Below are 16,195 nucleotides of genomic sequence, written 5' to 3' on the forward strand. Positions count from 1 at the left end.
CGAACGTTAGTGAACGTGGCAATCTCAGGAATCCTCGTAATGACAATCCTCAGTATCCACGCAGGCAATACCTAGTAGTATTACTCCTGATTTTTTATAGTCTCTAAAGCAAGTTTAACTATTTTATTTACTCCAGCATTAGTGCAGGTAGAGATAGGAAAAACTTCTTTATTAGTAACTTTCTGCAGCTTATTTATTTTTTCCTGTATTTCCTCATCTGTGAGAACATCGCATTTATTAAGACATATGGTTTCGATTTTATTTTTTAGATAATCGGAATATGATTCAAGCTCAAGACGTACCGTATTATAATCTGCAACTACATCATTACTAGAGCCGTCTATTAAATGTATTAATACATTACATCTTTCTATATGCTTTAAGAATTTATCGCCAAGTCCGTGACCTTGATGAGCCCCCTCAATTAAACCAGGAATATCGGCTATGACAAACTCTTCGTCATCAACATATACCACTCCAAGATTTGGCACTAAAGTAGTAAAGGGATAATCGGCAATTTTAGGCTTGGCTGCCGTTACAACGGATAAAAAAGTAGATTTACCGGCATTTGGAAGCCCCACAAGCCCAACATCAGAGAGAAGTTTTAAACTTAAATGAATCCACATTTCTTCGGCAATTTCTCCTTCCGTACGCTTTCTTGGAGCTTGATTAACCGACGATTTGAAATGGCTGTTACCAAGACCACCACTTCCTCCTTTAATTATTTCAAAGCTTTGATCATCCACAGTGAAATCATAAAATAATATATTGCCGTCCTCGGAAAAGATTTGAGTACCGATCGGAACATCAAGAACTAATGATTTTCCTGATTTACCGCTTCTATTTGAATCTTTACCGTTTTCGCCGTTTTCTGCAGTAAAATGCTGTTTATATCGATAATTTACTAGCGTATTAAGATGGTGATTACTCCTGAAAATAACACTACCGCCACGTCCACCATCACCACCATCCGGTCCGCCTCTGTCAATAAATTTCTCACGATGGAAACTAACACAACCATTGCCGCCGTTCCCACCTTTTATATATATTTTAACTTCATCAATAAAATGCATATGATTTATATTTTCAACGTCATTGCGAGGCGCGAAGCGACGTGGCAATCTCATCAAATCTCTTGAGATTGCTACGCTCCTTGCAGTCGCTCGCAATGACGAAAATGTTTACCTCTCCCGAATACCCTTATACTCTCTATGTACATAACCGGTGTAAAGCTGTCTAGGTCTGCTGATTTTTTGTTCAGGGTCTTCGTGCATTTCTTTCCATTGTGCCATCCAGCCTACGGTTCTTGCTATTGCAAAAAGTACCGTGAACATTTGCGACGGTATACCCATAGCTTTATAGATAATACCCGAATAAAAATCAACATTTGGATATAATTTTCTCTCAATAAAATATTCATCTTTAAGAGCGATAGCTTCAAGTTCTATTGCTATTTGTAAGAGCGGATTGTTGTCTAGCTGCCCGAGTTCCTTTAATACTTCTTTGCACGTTTCTTTAAGTACTGCGGCACGCGGGTCATAGTTTTTATATACACGATGACCAAAACCCATTAATCTAAATGGATCATTTTTATCCTTAGCTTTAGCTATATATTTAGGAATATACTCAGAACTACCGATTTCTTTAAGCATATTTATTACCGCTTCATTAGCCCCGCCGTGAGCAGGTCCCCAAAGTGAGGCAATACCCGTGCTAATACAAGCAAAAGGGTTAGCTCCGGATGAGCCGGCAATTCGGACTGTTGAAGTAGAAGCATTCTGCTCATGATCGGCATGTAGGATAAATATCTTATTAAGAGCATTTTTTATTATTGGATTTACTGTATATTTCGTACAAGGCGTTGCAAACATCATATGCAGAAAATTTTCGGTAAAATCTAACGCATTATCAGGATAAATAAACGGTTGTCCTATAGAATATTTATAAGACATTGCAGCGATGGTAGGTATCTTAGCAATCATTCTAATAGCGGTAAGTTCGTAATCTGCTTCCTTAAAATTCAATAAATCAGGATAAAATGCCGAAAGAGAACCGACAGCCGCAAGCATAATAGCCATAGGATGAGAAGAGCTACAAAAGGTTTGAAATAAATAGTGTAATCTTTCATTCACTAATGAATGATGAGCAACCTGTTTAGTGAAATTATTATACTGCTCGCCACTTGGTAGTTCCCCATAAATCAGTAAATATGCCACTTCTAAAAAATCACTTTTCTCAGCTAAGTCTTTAATATCATATCCTCGATGCCGCAAGATTCCTTTATCACCGTCTATATAGGTGATAGTAGACTGACAAGAAGCAGTAGACATAAAACCCGGGTCGTAAGTAAAGCAATCGGCTTCCGCAGATACCATACTTATATCGATTACATCCTCACCGACACTTGCTTTAAGTATAGGTAATTTAAATATTTTTCCTCTGATTTTTAATTCAGCAAATTCTGAACCATTATTATTTTCATTGGTCATATGGATATACCTTATTTTTATACATCAGTAAGTATAACCCTAAATTAGAAATGAATTATGATTTAAAAATTTTCTTTGATATCTTGCTCAACTTGCAAGGTTAATGAAAATTTAAAACGCACATGCTTCTACTTTCAACTGCAAGCCTAAAGCGTTTAATAAAGATCCTATATTGTCGACACTTGGATTACCTTTGCTAGATAATATTCTCTATATATATGTTGCCTATTTATATGAGCTTCTTTAGAGATTTTTGCTATACCTACTCCTCTTGCTATAATGGTTATTTTAAAAGAAGCCATTATAGCTCATTATTATGATCCACGAAATATTGCTCTAACGCTTCATTAATATACAATATTTCCTCATTTTGTAATTTTTCTTTTAAATAATCTGTAAACTTTACATATAACACCCTCAATTTCGTTTATAAACTTCTTCTATTATTTCTAAGGCTTTTTTAATATCTTTGCCTTGAGTATCTTTATTACCTGCATTTAATAGCAAAATATCTGTTATAAAAATTGTATTTGTTTAGTGTTTTGCATATTAAGCTTAACTAGAGATGATTACACTGTCGCATATATACGACTAATTGTCCAGTAGAAAATTATTTTGAAAAGTACGTGAAGCTGTTAGTACTAGATTAATGTACAAGTTATGCAAGAAGTCTATTATTGACTAAATACTCCTTAATCTTGAGTAAATCATACCAAGAGGTGCGTTTTTGCATAGGTTGGCGGAGTAAATAGGCAGGGTGGAAGATTGCCGTAGTTTGAATAGGAGCGGATAGATATTTATTGGTATAAAAATAATATTCTTGTCTAATTTTAGTAATACCCGAATTTTTTCCAAGTAAGCTAGTTGCAGCCGTGCTACCGACTAGAATAATTAGCTGCGGGTTAATAAGAGCAATATGCTTCTCGACAAAAGGTCTACAAATATCGACTTCTTCGAACGTCGGCTGTCTATTAGCAGGAGGACGCCAAAATACCGTATTAGTAATATAAGCGTTATTTTTTCGTGAAATTCCGATAGCATGTAGCATATTATCAAGTAAATTGCCACTTTCGCCGTAAAAAGGTATTCCTTTCAAATCTTCGGTACTTCCCGGGGCTTCGCCTATTAACATAATTTTAGCTTCCAAATTACCGTCACCGAAAACCGTATTAGTAGCAAATTTCTTAAGTTCACAACCATTAAAATTTAGTAGAGATTCTTTTAGTTCTTCGATATTATTAGCTTTATCGGCAAGAGATCTTGCTAGGGTTATATTATCATAAACTTTATCATTCATATTGAATGCAGTTTCTTTTGTAGACATAAGTTTTACTTGTGGCTTTTCAGTTAGTTCAGTATTATTACGTACCTTTAATTGCGGTGGATGTTCATGGCAATAATATTCAACACCGATTGCACTTAACCATTTAAGCGTATTATTCATTATCTTAAAATAAAATATGTTAAAATATTCCGTACCACACGAACTAAATGGCATAAGGCTTGATAAAGCTCTATCATCGCTTCTTGAAAATGTTTCAAGGAATCAAATCCAAAAAGCTATTAAAGATTCGCAAGTACTAGTTAATGATGTAATTATTTCTGATCCTGATGTTTTGGTCAAGGAGAATGATATTATATTATTTTCTTTTAAAGAACCTGAAAAGCTAAAAATTGCAGTAGCAAATGTAGCACTTGATATAATATATGAAGACGATGATTTGATAGTAATTAACAAAGCTGCAGGTATGACGGTACACCCAGGAGCAGGGCATCATGACGATACGCTTGTTAATGCTTTATTACATCATACAAAAAACTTATCGGATATCGGCTCATCAGAAAGACCCGGGATAGTACATCGTTTAGATAAAGACACTACGGGCTTGATGGTAGTTGCTAAAAATAATAAAGCACATATGCTACTTGCAAATCAGATAGAACAAAGGCAGGTAATACGGAAATATAAAGTGTTAGTGTGGGGAGTAATAAATCCGCTAGAAGGAGTCATTAAGAATAATATAGGTCGCAGCCGAAGCGATCGCCAAAAAATGACCATATTAAAATATGGCGGCAAAGAAGCCGTTACACATTATAAGACTCTAGAATTATTTTATAAAGGTAGTATTAGTATGGTGGAGTGTAAGCTTAGTACGGGTAGAACTCACCAAATTAGAGTACAGCTAAGCCATTTAAAGCATTCGGTAGTCGGTGACCAAACTTACGGCAATAACGACCGAAAAATTGCTCATTCTCCCCCTGAACTAAAAGCAAAATTAATTGATTTTAAACGTCAAGCCCTGCATTCTTGGTATTTAAGTTTTACTCATCCGACTAGTAATGAGATTATGGAATTTTCTTGTGAGTTGCCAAGGGATATGGAAGAGATAATTAGTTTATAATTAACAAAATATTAATTTTTAATATAATATTAAGGATTAATTATTTATAAAATGAAAAAAACTAATGCTAAATTAGAAGAAGCCTTATATTCTATGGAAGAGGGTATTTTAAACCTTAAAAACAAAAAGCGAGCTTAGAAAAGATTTTTACTTTTCTGCAAGATTTAAGTACCGCCACAGACAAAATTATTTTCTTAGATATATCAAATTATAGAGATTGGTCAGAAGTAAAAGATTTTATTTTAAAATTAGGTAATAATTTATCTTTTAAACTGCAATCTATAAAAATTGCTAGCTCTTCCCAATATAGTACAGAACATGAAATTAAAATTTCTGAATTCGTCAATGAAATTCTTTCTCTAAGATTAAAAACAGGCATAGAAGGCATAGATATTAATAATAGTACGTATATTGATGATGCAAATTATAGGAAAGAACTTTTATTAAAAAAATTTTTAGAAGAATTTAAAAAAATGATTTTAATGAGCAAGAAGAACAATTAAATCAATTTATAAAAGTTGCATGCAAAGAAGCAAAAGCACCTGATAATATAGACATGCAATATATGCAAGCTCTACGGATTTTCTCTGAATTTGATTTCAGTAAAATAGATGAAAAATATTCTAATTTACAACATCTTTTTACAAAGTAATATAAAACACAAGAAGTAAAATCAGAAATTTATCATTATGAAGTAGAAGATGATTTACATTTTTATATGGTAAAAGTTAATGGAGTAAATGTAACTACTTGGCAAAATGTCTCAAAGAAACATGGGGAGTTTATAAACCAGTCCGGGAAAAAGAATATAGAAAAGCTTTTATAGGCCTAGATGCTTTTGACTCTAGCATAGAATATCATGACCAAGATTTAACAGATGTATATGTAGTTTTTACCTATAATAAAGCATGGGAACAGAAAAGTAGTATTGATGTACCATGGGTAGAAATGATCATAACGATGGCAACTTCCAGAACGCAAATTTTAGGTGAGAAGAAAGCTCCCATAAAATTTACCGAAACAGGATATGGTGCTTTTTCTGACTTGATTTTGTATGGGAAAAATGGTGAAGTACTAAATAAACTAACTGCTGACCAGATAAAAGGAGAGTTCGCTTGGTTTTGTACTAGTCCTTATTTATTAAAAAATCAACACGAACAAGAACCTTTAATCACTTGTGATTTAGAAACATTAGCAAATCTTAGCTTTAAAAATAGCTATATAGATATTATTCAGCAATAATTGGTGATATAATAACATAAAACGGTTTATGAAAATAATTAAAATACCTAAAACCAAAAATTATCTTAAAATAGATATTATAACTCTAGAACCCGAATATTATAAGAATAAATTTGGTAATAATATATTTCGTGAATTTACTGAACTTAAAAAACGAGCACCTCTGGGTAGTGTAGATGAGATTTTAGAAATGAAAAATTTTGGCAGAAAATAAAACTTTCCATGCAATGTTCTATAAAGCAAATTCTTAGTGACGCTACAGATAAATTAAATAAAATAGGTATTAGTTCGCCGCAATTAGAAGCACGAATTTTACTACAGCATGTTATAAATAAACCTATTGAGTATTTACTTATTAATCTTGATGAACAGTTAAATGAAGCCAAGATAGAAGCTTTTGAAAAACTGTTAGCGAGAAGATTAAAGCATGAACCGATAGCATATATTACAGGTGTTAAAGAATTTTACTCACGTGAATTTATTGTTAATAAACATGTATTAATTCCAAGAAGCGATACTGAAGTTTTGGTGGATGTTGTATTTCAATGTCATTCCCGCGAAAGCGGGAATCCAGAAAAAAAGCGACCGGATCCCTGCTTTCGCGGGAATGACATAAGCGAAAACTGCAATGACAAATTCTTAAATATCCTAGAACTTGGCACAGGTAGCGGCTGCATTGCTATCAGTCTATTATGTGAGTTACCAAATGCTAATGTAATTGCAACCGATATAAGTCTTGATGCTATAGACATTATCAAAAGTAATGCGGCAAAATATGAGGTAACGGATCGTATTCAGATTATTCACAGTAATTGGTTTAAGAATATTGAAACTCAGAAATTTGATTTTATCGTTAGCAACCCGCCATATATAGCTCACAGCGAAAAATCAGAGATGGCAATCGAAACAATCAATTATGAACCGTCTATTGCTTTATTTGCTGAAAAAGACGGACTGCAAGCTTACTTTCTCATCGCCGAAAATGCCAAACAATTCTTAAAACCAAACGGTAAGATTATATTAGAAATAGGGTTTAAACAGGAAGAAGCGGTAACCCAAATTTTCTTAGATCATGGTTATAATATTGAAAGCGTTTATAAGGATCTACAAGGTCACAGTAGGGTAATATTATTTTCTCCTATTAATCTCAATCGGTCATATGCAAGACGTATCGGTAAAAGCTTATCAGGAGTGCAAAAGAATTTATTAGATTAACAAACTACCAAAATATTTATTTTCTAAAGAAAAGCTTGTAAATGAAAAACGTAAAGTATTTCTTGAGATAGGCTTTGGTATGGGTGAGCATTTCATTAATCAAGCTAAAATGAATCCTAATGCACTTTTTATTGGGATAGAGGTATATTTAAACGGAGTTGCAAATGTTTTAAAGCTTGCAGGCGAACAAAATATCACGAATTTTTTATTATTCCCTAATAATTTGGATTTAATATTAAATGAGATACCAAGCAATAGCCTTGACGGAATTTATATTTTATTTCCCGATCCATGGATAAAAAACAAGCAAAAAAAGAAACGTATTTTCAATAAAGAACGACTTAAGATTTTACAAGATAAGCTAAAAGACAATGGTAATTTAGTATTTGCTTCCGATATCGAAAATTATTTTTATGAAGCAATAGAGTTAATACAACAGAACGGTAATTTTGAAATTATAAATAAAAATGATTATTTAAAACCGCACGATAACTATGTAATTACCAAATATCATCAAAAAGCTATTAAGGCGAATAGAACGCCGAAATTTATGATTTTGCGGCACGTTTTAGGCGATCATTAATTGCAGCCCCTATATTCACTTGAGGTATAGGGCTAACTGCTATACCTCTTACATCATGAGATGCAGCATAATCGTCAAGTATTCTTAAATAAGCATAAAGATTTGCAGCGGCTTCTATAAAGTCACCTTTTACACTTAAGTTTAATGAAAATCTTCCTGTAAGATTGCTATTGCCAAAATTTAATCCGATTTCTTTATCCTCTAAATTTATAGCATTTAGCCTAACCGGTACTTTTGGTGAATAGTGTTTTGCAAGCATTCCCGAAGCTTTTATAGTACTTGTCTCTGATGCTTTTAAAATTTCTATCCCTAGTATTTCTCCTAAAATTTCAGCAGTTATAAACCCTTCTCTAAGAATAGTAGGAGTAACAGTTGTTGTATCAATTATCGTTGACTCTAGCCCATATTTAGATTGATAGATTTCAGGTGCTAAAATAAAAATTTCCTGATTATCCTTAAAATGTTTTGTGACATGCTCAGCGTTAGTCGGACTAATATAGTTTGAAGGGTTAGCACTTGGGGCAGCTATAGGTATGCCTGATTGTCTGATAAGCTCTAACGCTACAGGATAAGATGGTATCCGAAGTGCTATGGTATTTAGTCCTGCTGTTACGCTAGGGGCAATATTTGCATTCTCTTTTAAAGGGACAACTATAGATAATGGTCCAGACCAAAATTTTTCTGCTATTTTTGTAGCTAAATCATCAAACTCCCCTATTTCCTTTGCTTGCTCTATGGAGGAGACATGCACGATAAGCGGATTGATAGCAGGGCGCTCTTTGAACTGAAAAATCTTTAAACACGCCTCATTATTTGTGGCATCCGCACCAATCCCATAGACTGTTTCAGTCGGAAAAACAACCACTTTACCTGATTTTATAAATTGAACTGCTTTGTTTATCATAAGCGGTTAAACTTAGCTACTTTATCAAATAATTCATAAATATTCTGTAATAACGACAAACGATTTTGAGCGATCTTTGGATCAGAGTCATTAACGAGTACATTATCAAAAAAGCTAGTAATGGGAGTTAATAGAGACGATAATAAATTTAAGGCTTTCTTATAATCTTTATCAGCTATACTATCTATAATTTGCGGAGAAATTTTTTGGATTACTTCAAATAATTCTTTTTCAGGTTGTGTACTAAAGAGACTCGCATCAACTAAGCAGGTAATTTTCTGATCACCAATTATATTGCTAGCTCGTTTGTAAGCATTTAATAATTGCTTGCCTGCGTCTTCTATTAAAAATTCTTTTAACGCATCAAGCTTAAAGTTTGTATCTACTAAATTTAAGTCAAGAACTGCATTAATTAACGCAATATCATAGTCATTTTTAAAGTAAAATTTTGCTCTTTCTTCAAAAAAAGATATTATTAAATTCTTATTTTCGTCAGATGAATCTTTATATAAGTTTATAGAAAAATTAATTAAATCATTAAAATTTAGCTCTAATTTATTTTCAAGTATTATTCTTATTATACCAAGAGCTTGACGTCTTAAGGCATATGGATCACCTGAGCCTGTTGGTGTTTCCCCTGCTATCATCAAACCTACTAAACTATCTAGCTTATCGGCTAAAGCAAGTAAAGCCGCATTTCCACTTGGTACATTGTCGCTCAAACCTTGCGGTTTATAATGGTCTCTAATTGCAGCGGCTATTTCTGCATTTAGCCCTTCATGTTTTGCATAATAATAACCCATAATCCCCTGTAAATCAGGAAATTCCCCGACCATCTCAGAAACAAGATCACTTTTGCAAAGTCTAGCTGCTGTAATCAAATCCTTATTATTTGGAGCTATATAATTACAAATATCGGTTATGCGTTCAATTTTTTCTCTTAAATTACCAAGCTTTGCATGAAATGTTACAGCTTCTAATTGGCCTAATCTTGATTCTAAAGTTTTAGCTATATCCTGCTTACAAAAATATAAAGCATCCGAAAGACGTGCCGATAGAACTTTCTCGTTACCTTGAATAACTAGTTCAGCATTTGTAAATCTGCCATTACTGACAAAGAGAAAATACGGTGTGAAATTTCCTGTTTTATCAAATAAACAAAAATATTTCTGATGCGTACGCATCGAAGAAATAAGTACTTCTTTAGGTAACTCTAAAAATTTTTGCGGTATTTTTCCAAGCAGCACAACAGGAAATTCGCTAAGCCCTACTACTTCTTCTACTAAACGATTATCTTCTTTTATAATTAACTCATGAGAATTTGCTAGTTCCAGTAAACCGGTTTTAATTATTGCCTCTCTCTTTGCTCTTTCTAAAATAACATGATTTTCTAAAAGCTTATTTCTATAATCTTCAAAATCTGTTACTTCTAATTTTTTATTATCAGTAAGACGATGCCCATACGTAATATTATTAGCGGTTAAATGCCCAAATTGCATAGGTAATATTTCGCCGTCAAATATGCATAAAATATTTCGCAGAGGTCTAATCCATTTTATTTTGTAATCACCCCAAAACATCGATTTTGCCCAGTTATATTTATTAATAGCCTCTATAATAATCTCCGGCAAAATCTCTTTTATTTCTCTTTCTTCTGTTTTTTTGACAAAGAAATAATATAGCTGATTACTAATTAATTTAGTAGGAAGCTCTAATTTACTAACATTATGAGCTTTACAAAAACCGTTAATAGCGGCTTCCGGAGCTTCTATGCTTGGTCCTTTAATTTCTTCCTCTTTTGGCAAAGTTATCTTTGGCAAATGGGTAGCATACAGCGTTATCCTGCGAGGTCCCGCGAATACTTGTACTTTTGCAAATATTTCGTTTTCTTCAAAAATTTTCGTGAATATATTTAAATAACCCTCTTCAGCATTTTTTTGCATAAAAGCCGGAATTTCTTCGCTAAATAGTTCTAATAATAACTCGCTCACTTGTTCATCTCCAACCATTTTGTACAACAAATTCTAGCTAAATGACGCACTCTTAAAACATAAGAAGCACGCTCAGTGACGCTGATTACTCCAAGTGCATTTAGTTGATTAAATGCATGACTTGCCTTAAGGCATTCATCATAAGCCGGCATAGGTAAATTAGCTTTGATTAATCTCTCACACTGGTCTTCGCTATCCTTGAAGTGTCGCAGTAACATTTCACTATCGGCAAGCTCTAAATTATATTTTGAAAATTGCCATTCAGCTTCGAAATCCACTTCACCGTATTTTAAAGCTTTTTCGCCTACTTGCCCGTTCCAATCAAGCTCTCTTACTTCATCAACACCTTGAATATATAAAGCAAGCCTCTCGAGTCCATAAGTGATTTCACCGGCAACGGGACGGCATTCAACACCACCGATTTGCTGCATATAAGTAAATTGCGATACTTCCATACCGTTACACCATACTTCCCAGCCAAGCCCGGCAGCACCTAAGGTTGGCGACTCCCAATCATCTTCAACAAATCTGATATCATGAATTTTTAAATCTATGCCTAAACATTCTAAGCTTTTAAGATATAACTCTTGAATATTATCCGGAGACGGCTTTAAGATAACTTGAAACTGATAATAATGTTGCATTCTATTAGGATGCATGCCATACCTGCTATCCCCTGGTCTTCTTGATGGCTGAACATATGCAACAGACCAAGGTTTAGTACCAAGGCAGCGAAGTACAGTTGCAGGGTGAAACGTACCGGCTCCAACATGGGCATCGTAAGGCTGCAATATTGCACAGCCATAATCCTGCCAATAATTTTGTAATGTCAGAATAATTTGCTGAAATGATAGTTTTTTCATAGGGTATTATTATTGGGAAAGAAAATTTTGATCAGTTAAAAGGATCAAATATTTTTATATTAAACATATTATAATGTTTAATATTTCTAGTAACTAGTATCATATTACTTTGTTTTGCCTGTGCAGCTATTAAAGCATCGATTGCATTCGTACTATCAATACTCATTAATTCACCCCACTCCTCACATATTTCTTTGTCAATATTAAGAATTCTTTCATTATAATCTATTATTATTCTTTCTAACCATTTTTCTAATTTCAAACTTGCTATTTTATCTTTCTTTGCTAATTTTGATATTCCCTTTCTTATTTCGCCGATAGTAATACAACTTAAGTATAACTGGCTAGAATGAATAATTGAAAACCATGCTGCTACTTGAGAATTGGATTTTTTCTTTTGAATTTCAGATACAACATTAGTATCTAATAAATATTTCATACTTCAAAATCCCTAGCATATCCTTTTGCTCTCTGAATATCCAAATTATCTGTCTTAGGTATGCTCAATAAATATTCTTTGAAATCAGGTTTTTGTTTAGTAAGCTGTTTATAGTCTTTTATACTAATAATTACAACTGCTTCTTCACCCCTTTTTGTAATACATTGAGGGGTACCATGCATTGCAATATCAATAATATTACTTAACTTATTCTTTGCTTCGTGTAACTGCCATTTATTCATATAAAATCCTCATATAGCTAGATTGTCTAGATTATTATAATATAAAGATGCAAAAAAATAAAATATTTTTTTATTAATTTGAGGTCTTAATAATACTCCTTGCCGATCTCGATTTTAGGACGATTGTTTGCTACTCGCCAATCGTTAGTATCACGGAAAGAATAAACACAGCCGCAAAATTCTTGTTTATAAAAGTTCTCTTCTTTTGCAATTTCGTACATTCTGCTAGCACCGCCATCTTTACGCCAATTATAAGTCCAATAGGTCACCCCTTCATAATGAGATGCCGCCCTAGTTCCTGATTCATTAATTTGGTTCATATCTTTCCATCTAGAAATACCAAGCGAGCTAGTTATAACTTTAAAGCCGTTCTCATAAGCATATAAAGCCGTACGCTCGAAACGCATATCAAAACACATTGTACAGCGTATACCTCTCTCAGGCTCAAGCTCCATCCCTTTAGCACGCCTAAACCAATTTTGTGGATCATAATCTACATCGATAAATTCTATATTATGTTTCTCGGCAAATTTAATATTTTCGTTTTTACGAAGCTCATATTCTTTTTTAGGATGAATATTAGGATTATAGAAAAAAAGCATAAACTTAATGCCGGTATCGATCATTTTTTCCATTAAAGGGCCAACACAAGGAGCACAACAACAATGGAGTAAAACCTTGCTTTCACCGTTTGGTATTTCAAAAACTTCGCTCATATTAATTTACTAGATTCTTTTTATAGGTTTCTTTATAGAATTTTAGAATTATAGAAGATAACAAGGCAAGTGCAATTAAATAATATGCAATAGCATAATTGTCTCCGGTAACTTTCGTTAATATCATTGCTAACATTGGAGCAGTACCGCCAAATATAGCAGCTGCAAGGTTGTATGAAAGTGCAACACCGGTAAATCTTATGCTAGTCGGAAATATCTCTACTAAAACCGTTGGAATAGGCCCCATATAGATGCTAATAACTCCAGCAAATATTACTTGAGATATTATAGCTAAAGTAAAATTCATCGACCCTAAGGCTACAAAAATAGGATAGACTGATAAAATTAACAATATAATCCCCCATATTAGTACAGGACGTCGCCCCACCTTATCCGAAACATACGCAGATATAGGAAATACTATCATCATCACGATTAATATTATACTACTAACAATTGTGCTTTGCTGATTAGTATAACCGAGTGTTTGCATAAAATTACCAATAAAAACCGTAGAAGTATAAAAAGGAGCAGTTACGGTAATATACAGACCAAGTGCGATAATTAGTTCTTTTGGGTATTTTGTTAATGTTTCTCGTAAAGGAAAACGTGCTAAACGCCTTGTTCCCTTAGCTTTTTTATAAATAGGACTTTCTGCTAGGTTTTTTCTAATATATAAACCTACGGAGCTAATAAATAAACCGGCAATAAAAGGTATCCTCCAACCCCATTCAAATAGCATATCGGCAGGCATAAAATAAGAAAAACCGGCTGCTGTACCAAGTCCAAGCAGCATACCGCCACACATACTAACAAATGAGCTACTCCCCGCAAGTCCTCGCTGCTCGAACGAAGCATGTTCTACAATATACGAAATACAACCGCTAAATTCCCCTCCTAAAGAAAAACCTTGTATGAGTCTGATAATAGTTAAAATAATAGGAGCGGCAATTCCAATAGTTTTATAACTTGGTAAGAGCCCTATCCCGGCAGTCGGTATTGCCATAGCTATAATACCCATCACCAAAGCAGTACGTCTACCGAATCTATCACCTATATTACCGAAAATAATACCGCCGAGCGGTCGTACTACAAAGCCTGCAGCAAATACCGCAAAAGTTAACGTCTCTTGCATTTCTGGATCCGGAAAAAAATGCTGCCCTATAATATAAGCAAATTGCGCATATAATGCATAATCATACCATTCTAAAGCGTTGCCGATCATGCCGGATATTACTACTTTTCTCATTACGTTATTTTATTGATTTAAAAAAAGATAATAAGAGTAATATTTTATATTCTCAAGTAAAAATAGCTTTATTTCATGCGAATAGCTTTACTTGCGTTGATACCGTAGTCGTCATTGCGAGGAGCGTAGAGATGTGGCAATCTAGAAAAATAATTAAAAAAATTCTGATTTACAGAATTTTTACTGGATTGCTTCGTCGAATTACTGCGTAATTCTTCTCGCAATGACTATACCCTATCTATGTTTTTCATTAACCACTTTCTTAGTTAATTTAACATTGATTTGAGAAGGAGAAACTTTAATATTTTGTTTGATGTTTTTTGTTTTTTCTTGAGACAGAAGACTTTCTTTATCATTTTGTAATGTTTTCATAAACTTATCTATATTGCTTTGTTCTAGTTTTATTGCATTATCATTATTCAAAATTAATCCTCCAATTTTTTCACCAAGTTCAGGTGCATATCTGACGGCAAAAATTGATGCCGGTACAACTATGATAGAAAAAGCCGCTCCTGCAGTCGCAACACTGATTGCTCCGACTAATAAAGCACAAACAGCACCGGCGATTTTTCCAGTTGCTTGTTTAAATATATTACTTTTTTGTGTAAATACTAAAGACATCTCTAATATTTTATTAAATTCTTTCTTTATATAGATGGTTGCTTCATCAATATTATTATATTTCTTCATGGCATACATTACAGAAGCCTTAAATAATTTTTTGTGAGACTCCGCATAATTTATTATTTTATCAAAATTCTTCTCTTTTAAAAGAGTTTTAAATATATTTTTAATTTTTTCTTTTTCGGTACTATTTATTTCATCTCCAAAATAAACTTCTACAAGATTTTCTGCTATTATATCTTGTGATTGCTCTAAAATATTATTCTTATTTTGCTCATTTTCGTCTTCAGAAGTAATCATTATTGCAAATAACTCTAATGCTACGGAAAAATTATCATCGTTAATAACCCGCATACCTAAATAATTTTTGAGTCTAGAAATACATTTATTAATATATTTTTCAGCCTCTGGTTTAGAATTAAGCCTTAGCGTATAATCTATAGCAAGCATATTTGCAATAGTATAGCAAGTAGATTTCATAAGATTATTGACAAAATTATTAACAATATCTTTTTTAAATAAATTAGTATTTACGTTATTAAGTACTATTGCATTATTCATTTTGGTAATTTATTTTGAGGCTAATTCTCTGATATATAATATCAATTTAGCATAAATAAGATTAGGAGCATGATTTACTGAAAGTTTATATATATTCTTAGGTGTTAACACTTCTTCATTACGTACTCGTACAAAAGATATAAGAGTATTAGGAGGCATATAAGAATAAATTTCAGAGAATATTTTTAGAAAAGTCAAAAAATCTGCACATGCATATTTTATATTTATGCTATAATTATTTACATAAATCGATTCACCTTCTCCTTCAATCGCCTGAACATTATTTTTAAAAAATACTGAATGCATAAATACATCTATAGGTTCTACTAAATCATATTTATTGCTTAAGCTTTTTATTTTAGGAATTAGTTCTTGATAATTTAAGCAACTCACACTACTTGGCACGCTTAAATCTACATATTTTTTGTACGATTCTAATATTTCTTCTTTAGAGTTAATGACAGAATAAAGCTTTAAAACTTCCTCTGTTAGATTTTCTTGTAAAACTTGTTTATCAAGAATAGATTTACTGTATTCTTGCTGGAAAATTTTTATTATCCAAATAGTTAAGGAAATAAAGAAGAAATATATAATAAATTGAAAAAATATAAAATTCTTTAAATACATAATATATTTTTCAAACATTATTTCTACCTTGGGTTATTAGTGCCGTTG

Annotated in this window: 17 protein-coding genes and 1 pseudogene; 4 read left to right on the forward strand and 14 right to left on the reverse strand. The window is 32.8% G+C overall.

Going from position 1 to position 16,195, the window contains the following annotated elements; all coding sequences use genetic code 11:
* Positions 1 to 80: 80 nt before the first annotated feature.
* From obgE to WSW_RS0104530, 4 genes are all read right to left on the reverse strand, one after another.
* Positions 81 to 1,073, reverse strand: a complete 993-nt coding sequence (obgE, locus tag WSW_RS0104505) for a GTPase ObgE (RefSeq protein ID WP_012737046.1) — start codon at positions 1,071 to 1,073, stop codon at positions 81 to 83.
* Between the two features lie 108 nt (positions 1,074 to 1,181).
* Positions 1,182 to 2,489, reverse strand: a complete 1,308-nt coding sequence (locus WSW_RS0104510; RefSeq protein ID WP_016917237.1) for a citrate synthase — start codon at positions 2,487 to 2,489, stop codon at positions 1,182 to 1,184.
* A 167-nt stretch (positions 2,490 to 2,656) separates the two neighbouring features.
* Positions 2,657 to 2,791, reverse strand: a complete 135-nt coding sequence (locus tag WSW_RS1000000109445) for a hypothetical protein (RefSeq protein WP_016917238.1) — start codon at positions 2,789 to 2,791, stop codon at positions 2,657 to 2,659.
* 356 nt (positions 2,792 to 3,147) lie between these two features.
* Complete coding sequence (locus WSW_RS0104530; protein ID WP_016917241.1) at positions 3,148 to 3,933, reverse strand: uracil-DNA glycosylase; 786 nt, start codon at positions 3,931 to 3,933, stop codon at positions 3,148 to 3,150.
* 16 nt (positions 3,934 to 3,949) lie between these two features.
* On the opposite strand from WSW_RS0104530, the gene WSW_RS0104535 reads away from it, so the two are divergent.
* On the forward strand, positions 3,950 to 4,891 hold the full coding sequence (locus tag WSW_RS0104535) for an RluA family pseudouridine synthase (RefSeq protein ID WP_016917242.1): 942 nt from the start codon (positions 3,950 to 3,952) through the stop codon (positions 4,889 to 4,891).
* Between the two features lie 208 nt (positions 4,892 to 5,099).
* On the opposite strand, the gene WSW_RS1000000112325 is transcribed toward WSW_RS0104535, so the two are convergent.
* A complete protein-coding gene (locus tag WSW_RS1000000112325; protein ID WP_016917243.1) occupies positions 5,100 to 5,279 on the reverse strand; it encodes a hypothetical protein in 180 nt (59 codons plus the stop codon).
* Positions 5,280 to 5,641: 362 nt separating this feature from the next.
* On the opposite strand from WSW_RS1000000112325, the gene WSW_RS0104550 reads away from it, so the two are divergent.
* The 3 genes and pseudogenes from WSW_RS0104550 (at position 5,642) to trmB (ending at position 7,931) form a co-directional block, all read left to right on the forward strand.
* Entirely contained in the window at positions 5,642 to 6,133 is a 492-nt protein-coding gene (locus tag WSW_RS0104550) for a hypothetical protein (protein ID WP_016917244.1), read from the forward strand.
* 28 nt (positions 6,134 to 6,161) lie between these two features.
* A complete protein-coding gene (locus tag WSW_RS0104555; RefSeq protein WP_004997160.1) occupies positions 6,162 to 6,347 on the forward strand; it encodes a hypothetical protein in 186 nt (61 codons plus the stop codon).
* Positions 6,348 to 6,355: 8 nt separating this feature from the next.
* Positions 6,356 to 7,931 (forward strand): annotated as a pseudogene (gene trmB / locus WSW_RS1000000113080) (bifunctional peptide chain release factor N(5)-glutamine methyltransferase PrmC/tRNA (guanosine(46)-N7)-methyltransferase TrmB).
* Here trmB and WSW_RS0104565 read toward each other — a convergent pair.
* The 9 genes from WSW_RS0104565 to WSW_RS0104605 form a co-directional block, all read right to left on the reverse strand.
* A complete protein-coding gene (locus WSW_RS0104565; RefSeq protein ID WP_016917245.1) occupies positions 7,897 to 8,835 on the reverse strand; it encodes an L-threonylcarbamoyladenylate synthase in 939 nt (312 codons plus the stop codon). The pseudogene trmB and the gene WSW_RS0104565 sit on opposite strands and share 35 nt — an antisense overlap.
* On the reverse strand, positions 8,832 to 10,826 hold the full coding sequence (gene glyS / locus WSW_RS0104570) for a glycine--tRNA ligase subunit beta (RefSeq protein ID WP_032850255.1): 1,995 nt from the start codon (positions 10,824 to 10,826) through the stop codon (positions 8,832 to 8,834). The genes WSW_RS0104565 and glyS overlap by 4 nt, the downstream gene beginning before the upstream one ends.
* Positions 10,823 to 11,689 (reverse strand): glycine--tRNA ligase subunit alpha, encoded by an 867-nt coding sequence (locus WSW_RS0104575; protein WP_016917247.1) that lies wholly within the window; start codon positions 11,687 to 11,689, stop codon positions 10,823 to 10,825. Before WSW_RS0104575 ends, glyS begins: the two co-directional genes overlap by 4 nt.
* 31 nt (positions 11,690 to 11,720) lie before the next feature.
* On the reverse strand, positions 11,721 to 12,128 hold the full coding sequence (locus WSW_RS0104580; protein WP_010977875.1) for a type II toxin-antitoxin system VapC family toxin: 408 nt from the start codon (positions 12,126 to 12,128) through the stop codon (positions 11,721 to 11,723).
* On the reverse strand, positions 12,125 to 12,370 hold the full coding sequence (locus WSW_RS0104585) for a type II toxin-antitoxin system Phd/YefM family antitoxin (protein WP_016917248.1): 246 nt from the start codon (positions 12,368 to 12,370) through the stop codon (positions 12,125 to 12,127). Before WSW_RS0104585 ends, WSW_RS0104580 begins: the two co-directional genes overlap by 4 nt.
* 86 nt (positions 12,371 to 12,456) lie before the next feature.
* The gene (locus WSW_RS0104590) at positions 12,457 to 13,086 is read right to left on the reverse strand and encodes an epoxyqueuosine reductase QueH (RefSeq protein WP_016917249.1); all 630 of its coding nucleotides are present in this window, start codon (positions 13,084 to 13,086) and stop codon (positions 12,457 to 12,459) included.
* Position 13,087: 1 nt separating this feature from the next.
* Positions 13,088 to 14,335: a metabolite/H+ symporter gene (locus tag WSW_RS0104595; RefSeq protein WP_029374995.1), complete on the reverse strand. Its 1,248-nt coding sequence runs from the start codon at positions 14,333 to 14,335 to the stop codon at positions 13,088 to 13,090.
* Between the two features lie 234 nt (positions 14,336 to 14,569).
* Positions 14,570 to 15,520 carry an RP853 family protein gene (locus WSW_RS0104600; protein WP_016917251.1) on the reverse strand — a complete coding sequence of 317 codons (951 nt, stop codon included), beginning with the start codon at positions 15,518 to 15,520 and terminating at the stop codon, positions 14,570 to 14,572.
* Between the two features lie 9 nt (positions 15,521 to 15,529).
* A complete protein-coding gene (locus tag WSW_RS0104605; RefSeq protein WP_016917252.1) occupies positions 15,530 to 16,165 on the reverse strand; it encodes a hypothetical protein in 636 nt (211 codons plus the stop codon).
* Positions 16,166 to 16,195 lie beyond the last annotated feature (30 nt).

It is taken from the genome of Rickettsia honei RB, from assembly GCF_000263055.1.
GTDB lineage: Bacteria > Pseudomonadota > Alphaproteobacteria > Rickettsiales > Rickettsiaceae > Rickettsia > Rickettsia rickettsii.

Coding starts and splice junctions, on each gene's coding strand:
- WSW_RS0104590 (WP_016917249.1), bottom strand. CDS start 13,086: ATGAGCGAAGTTTTTGAAATACCAAACGGTGAAAGCAAGGTTTTACTC.
- WSW_RS0104510 (WP_016917237.1), bottom strand. CDS start 2,489: ATGACCAATGAAAATAATAATGGTTCAGAATTTGCTGAATTAAAAATC.
- WSW_RS1000000112325 (WP_016917243.1), bottom strand. CDS start 5,279: ATGCCTTCTATGCCTGTTTTTAATCTTAGAGAAAGAATTTCATTGACG.
- WSW_RS0104600 (WP_016917251.1), bottom strand. CDS start 15,520: ATGAATAATGCAATAGTACTTAATAACGTAAATACTAATTTATTTAAA.
- WSW_RS0104580 (WP_010977875.1), bottom strand. CDS start 12,128: ATGAAATATTTATTAGATACTAATGTTGTATCTGAAATTCAAAAGAAA.
- WSW_RS0104595 (WP_029374995.1), bottom strand. CDS start 14,335: ATGAGAAAAGTAGTAATATCCGGCATGATCGGCAACGCTTTAGAATGG.
- WSW_RS0104575 (WP_016917247.1), bottom strand. CDS start 11,689: ATGAAAAAACTATCATTTCAGCAAATTATTCTGACATTACAAAATTAT.
- WSW_RS0104605 (WP_016917252.1), bottom strand. CDS start 16,165: ATGTTTGAAAAATATATTATGTATTTAAAGAATTTTATATTTTTTCAA.
- WSW_RS0104535 (WP_016917242.1), top strand. CDS start 3,950: ATGTTAAAATATTCCGTACCACACGAACTAAATGGCATAAGGCTTGAT.
- WSW_RS0104565 (WP_016917245.1), bottom strand. CDS start 8,835: ATGATAAACAAAGCAGTTCAATTTATAAAATCAGGTAAAGTGGTTGTT.
- WSW_RS1000000109445 (WP_016917238.1), bottom strand. CDS start 2,791: ATGGCTTCTTTTAAAATAACCATTATAGCAAGAGGAGTAGGTATAGCA.
- WSW_RS0104585 (WP_016917248.1), bottom strand. CDS start 12,370: ATGAATAAATGGCAGTTACACGAAGCAAAGAATAAGTTAAGTAATATT.
- WSW_RS0104530 (WP_016917241.1), bottom strand. CDS start 3,933: ATGAATAATACGCTTAAATGGTTAAGTGCAATCGGTGTTGAATATTAT.
- obgE (WP_012737046.1), bottom strand. CDS start 1,073: ATGCATTTTATTGATGAAGTTAAAATATATATAAAAGGTGGGAACGGC.
- WSW_RS0104555 (WP_004997160.1), top strand. CDS start 6,162: ATGAAAATAATTAAAATACCTAAAACCAAAAATTATCTTAAAATAGAT.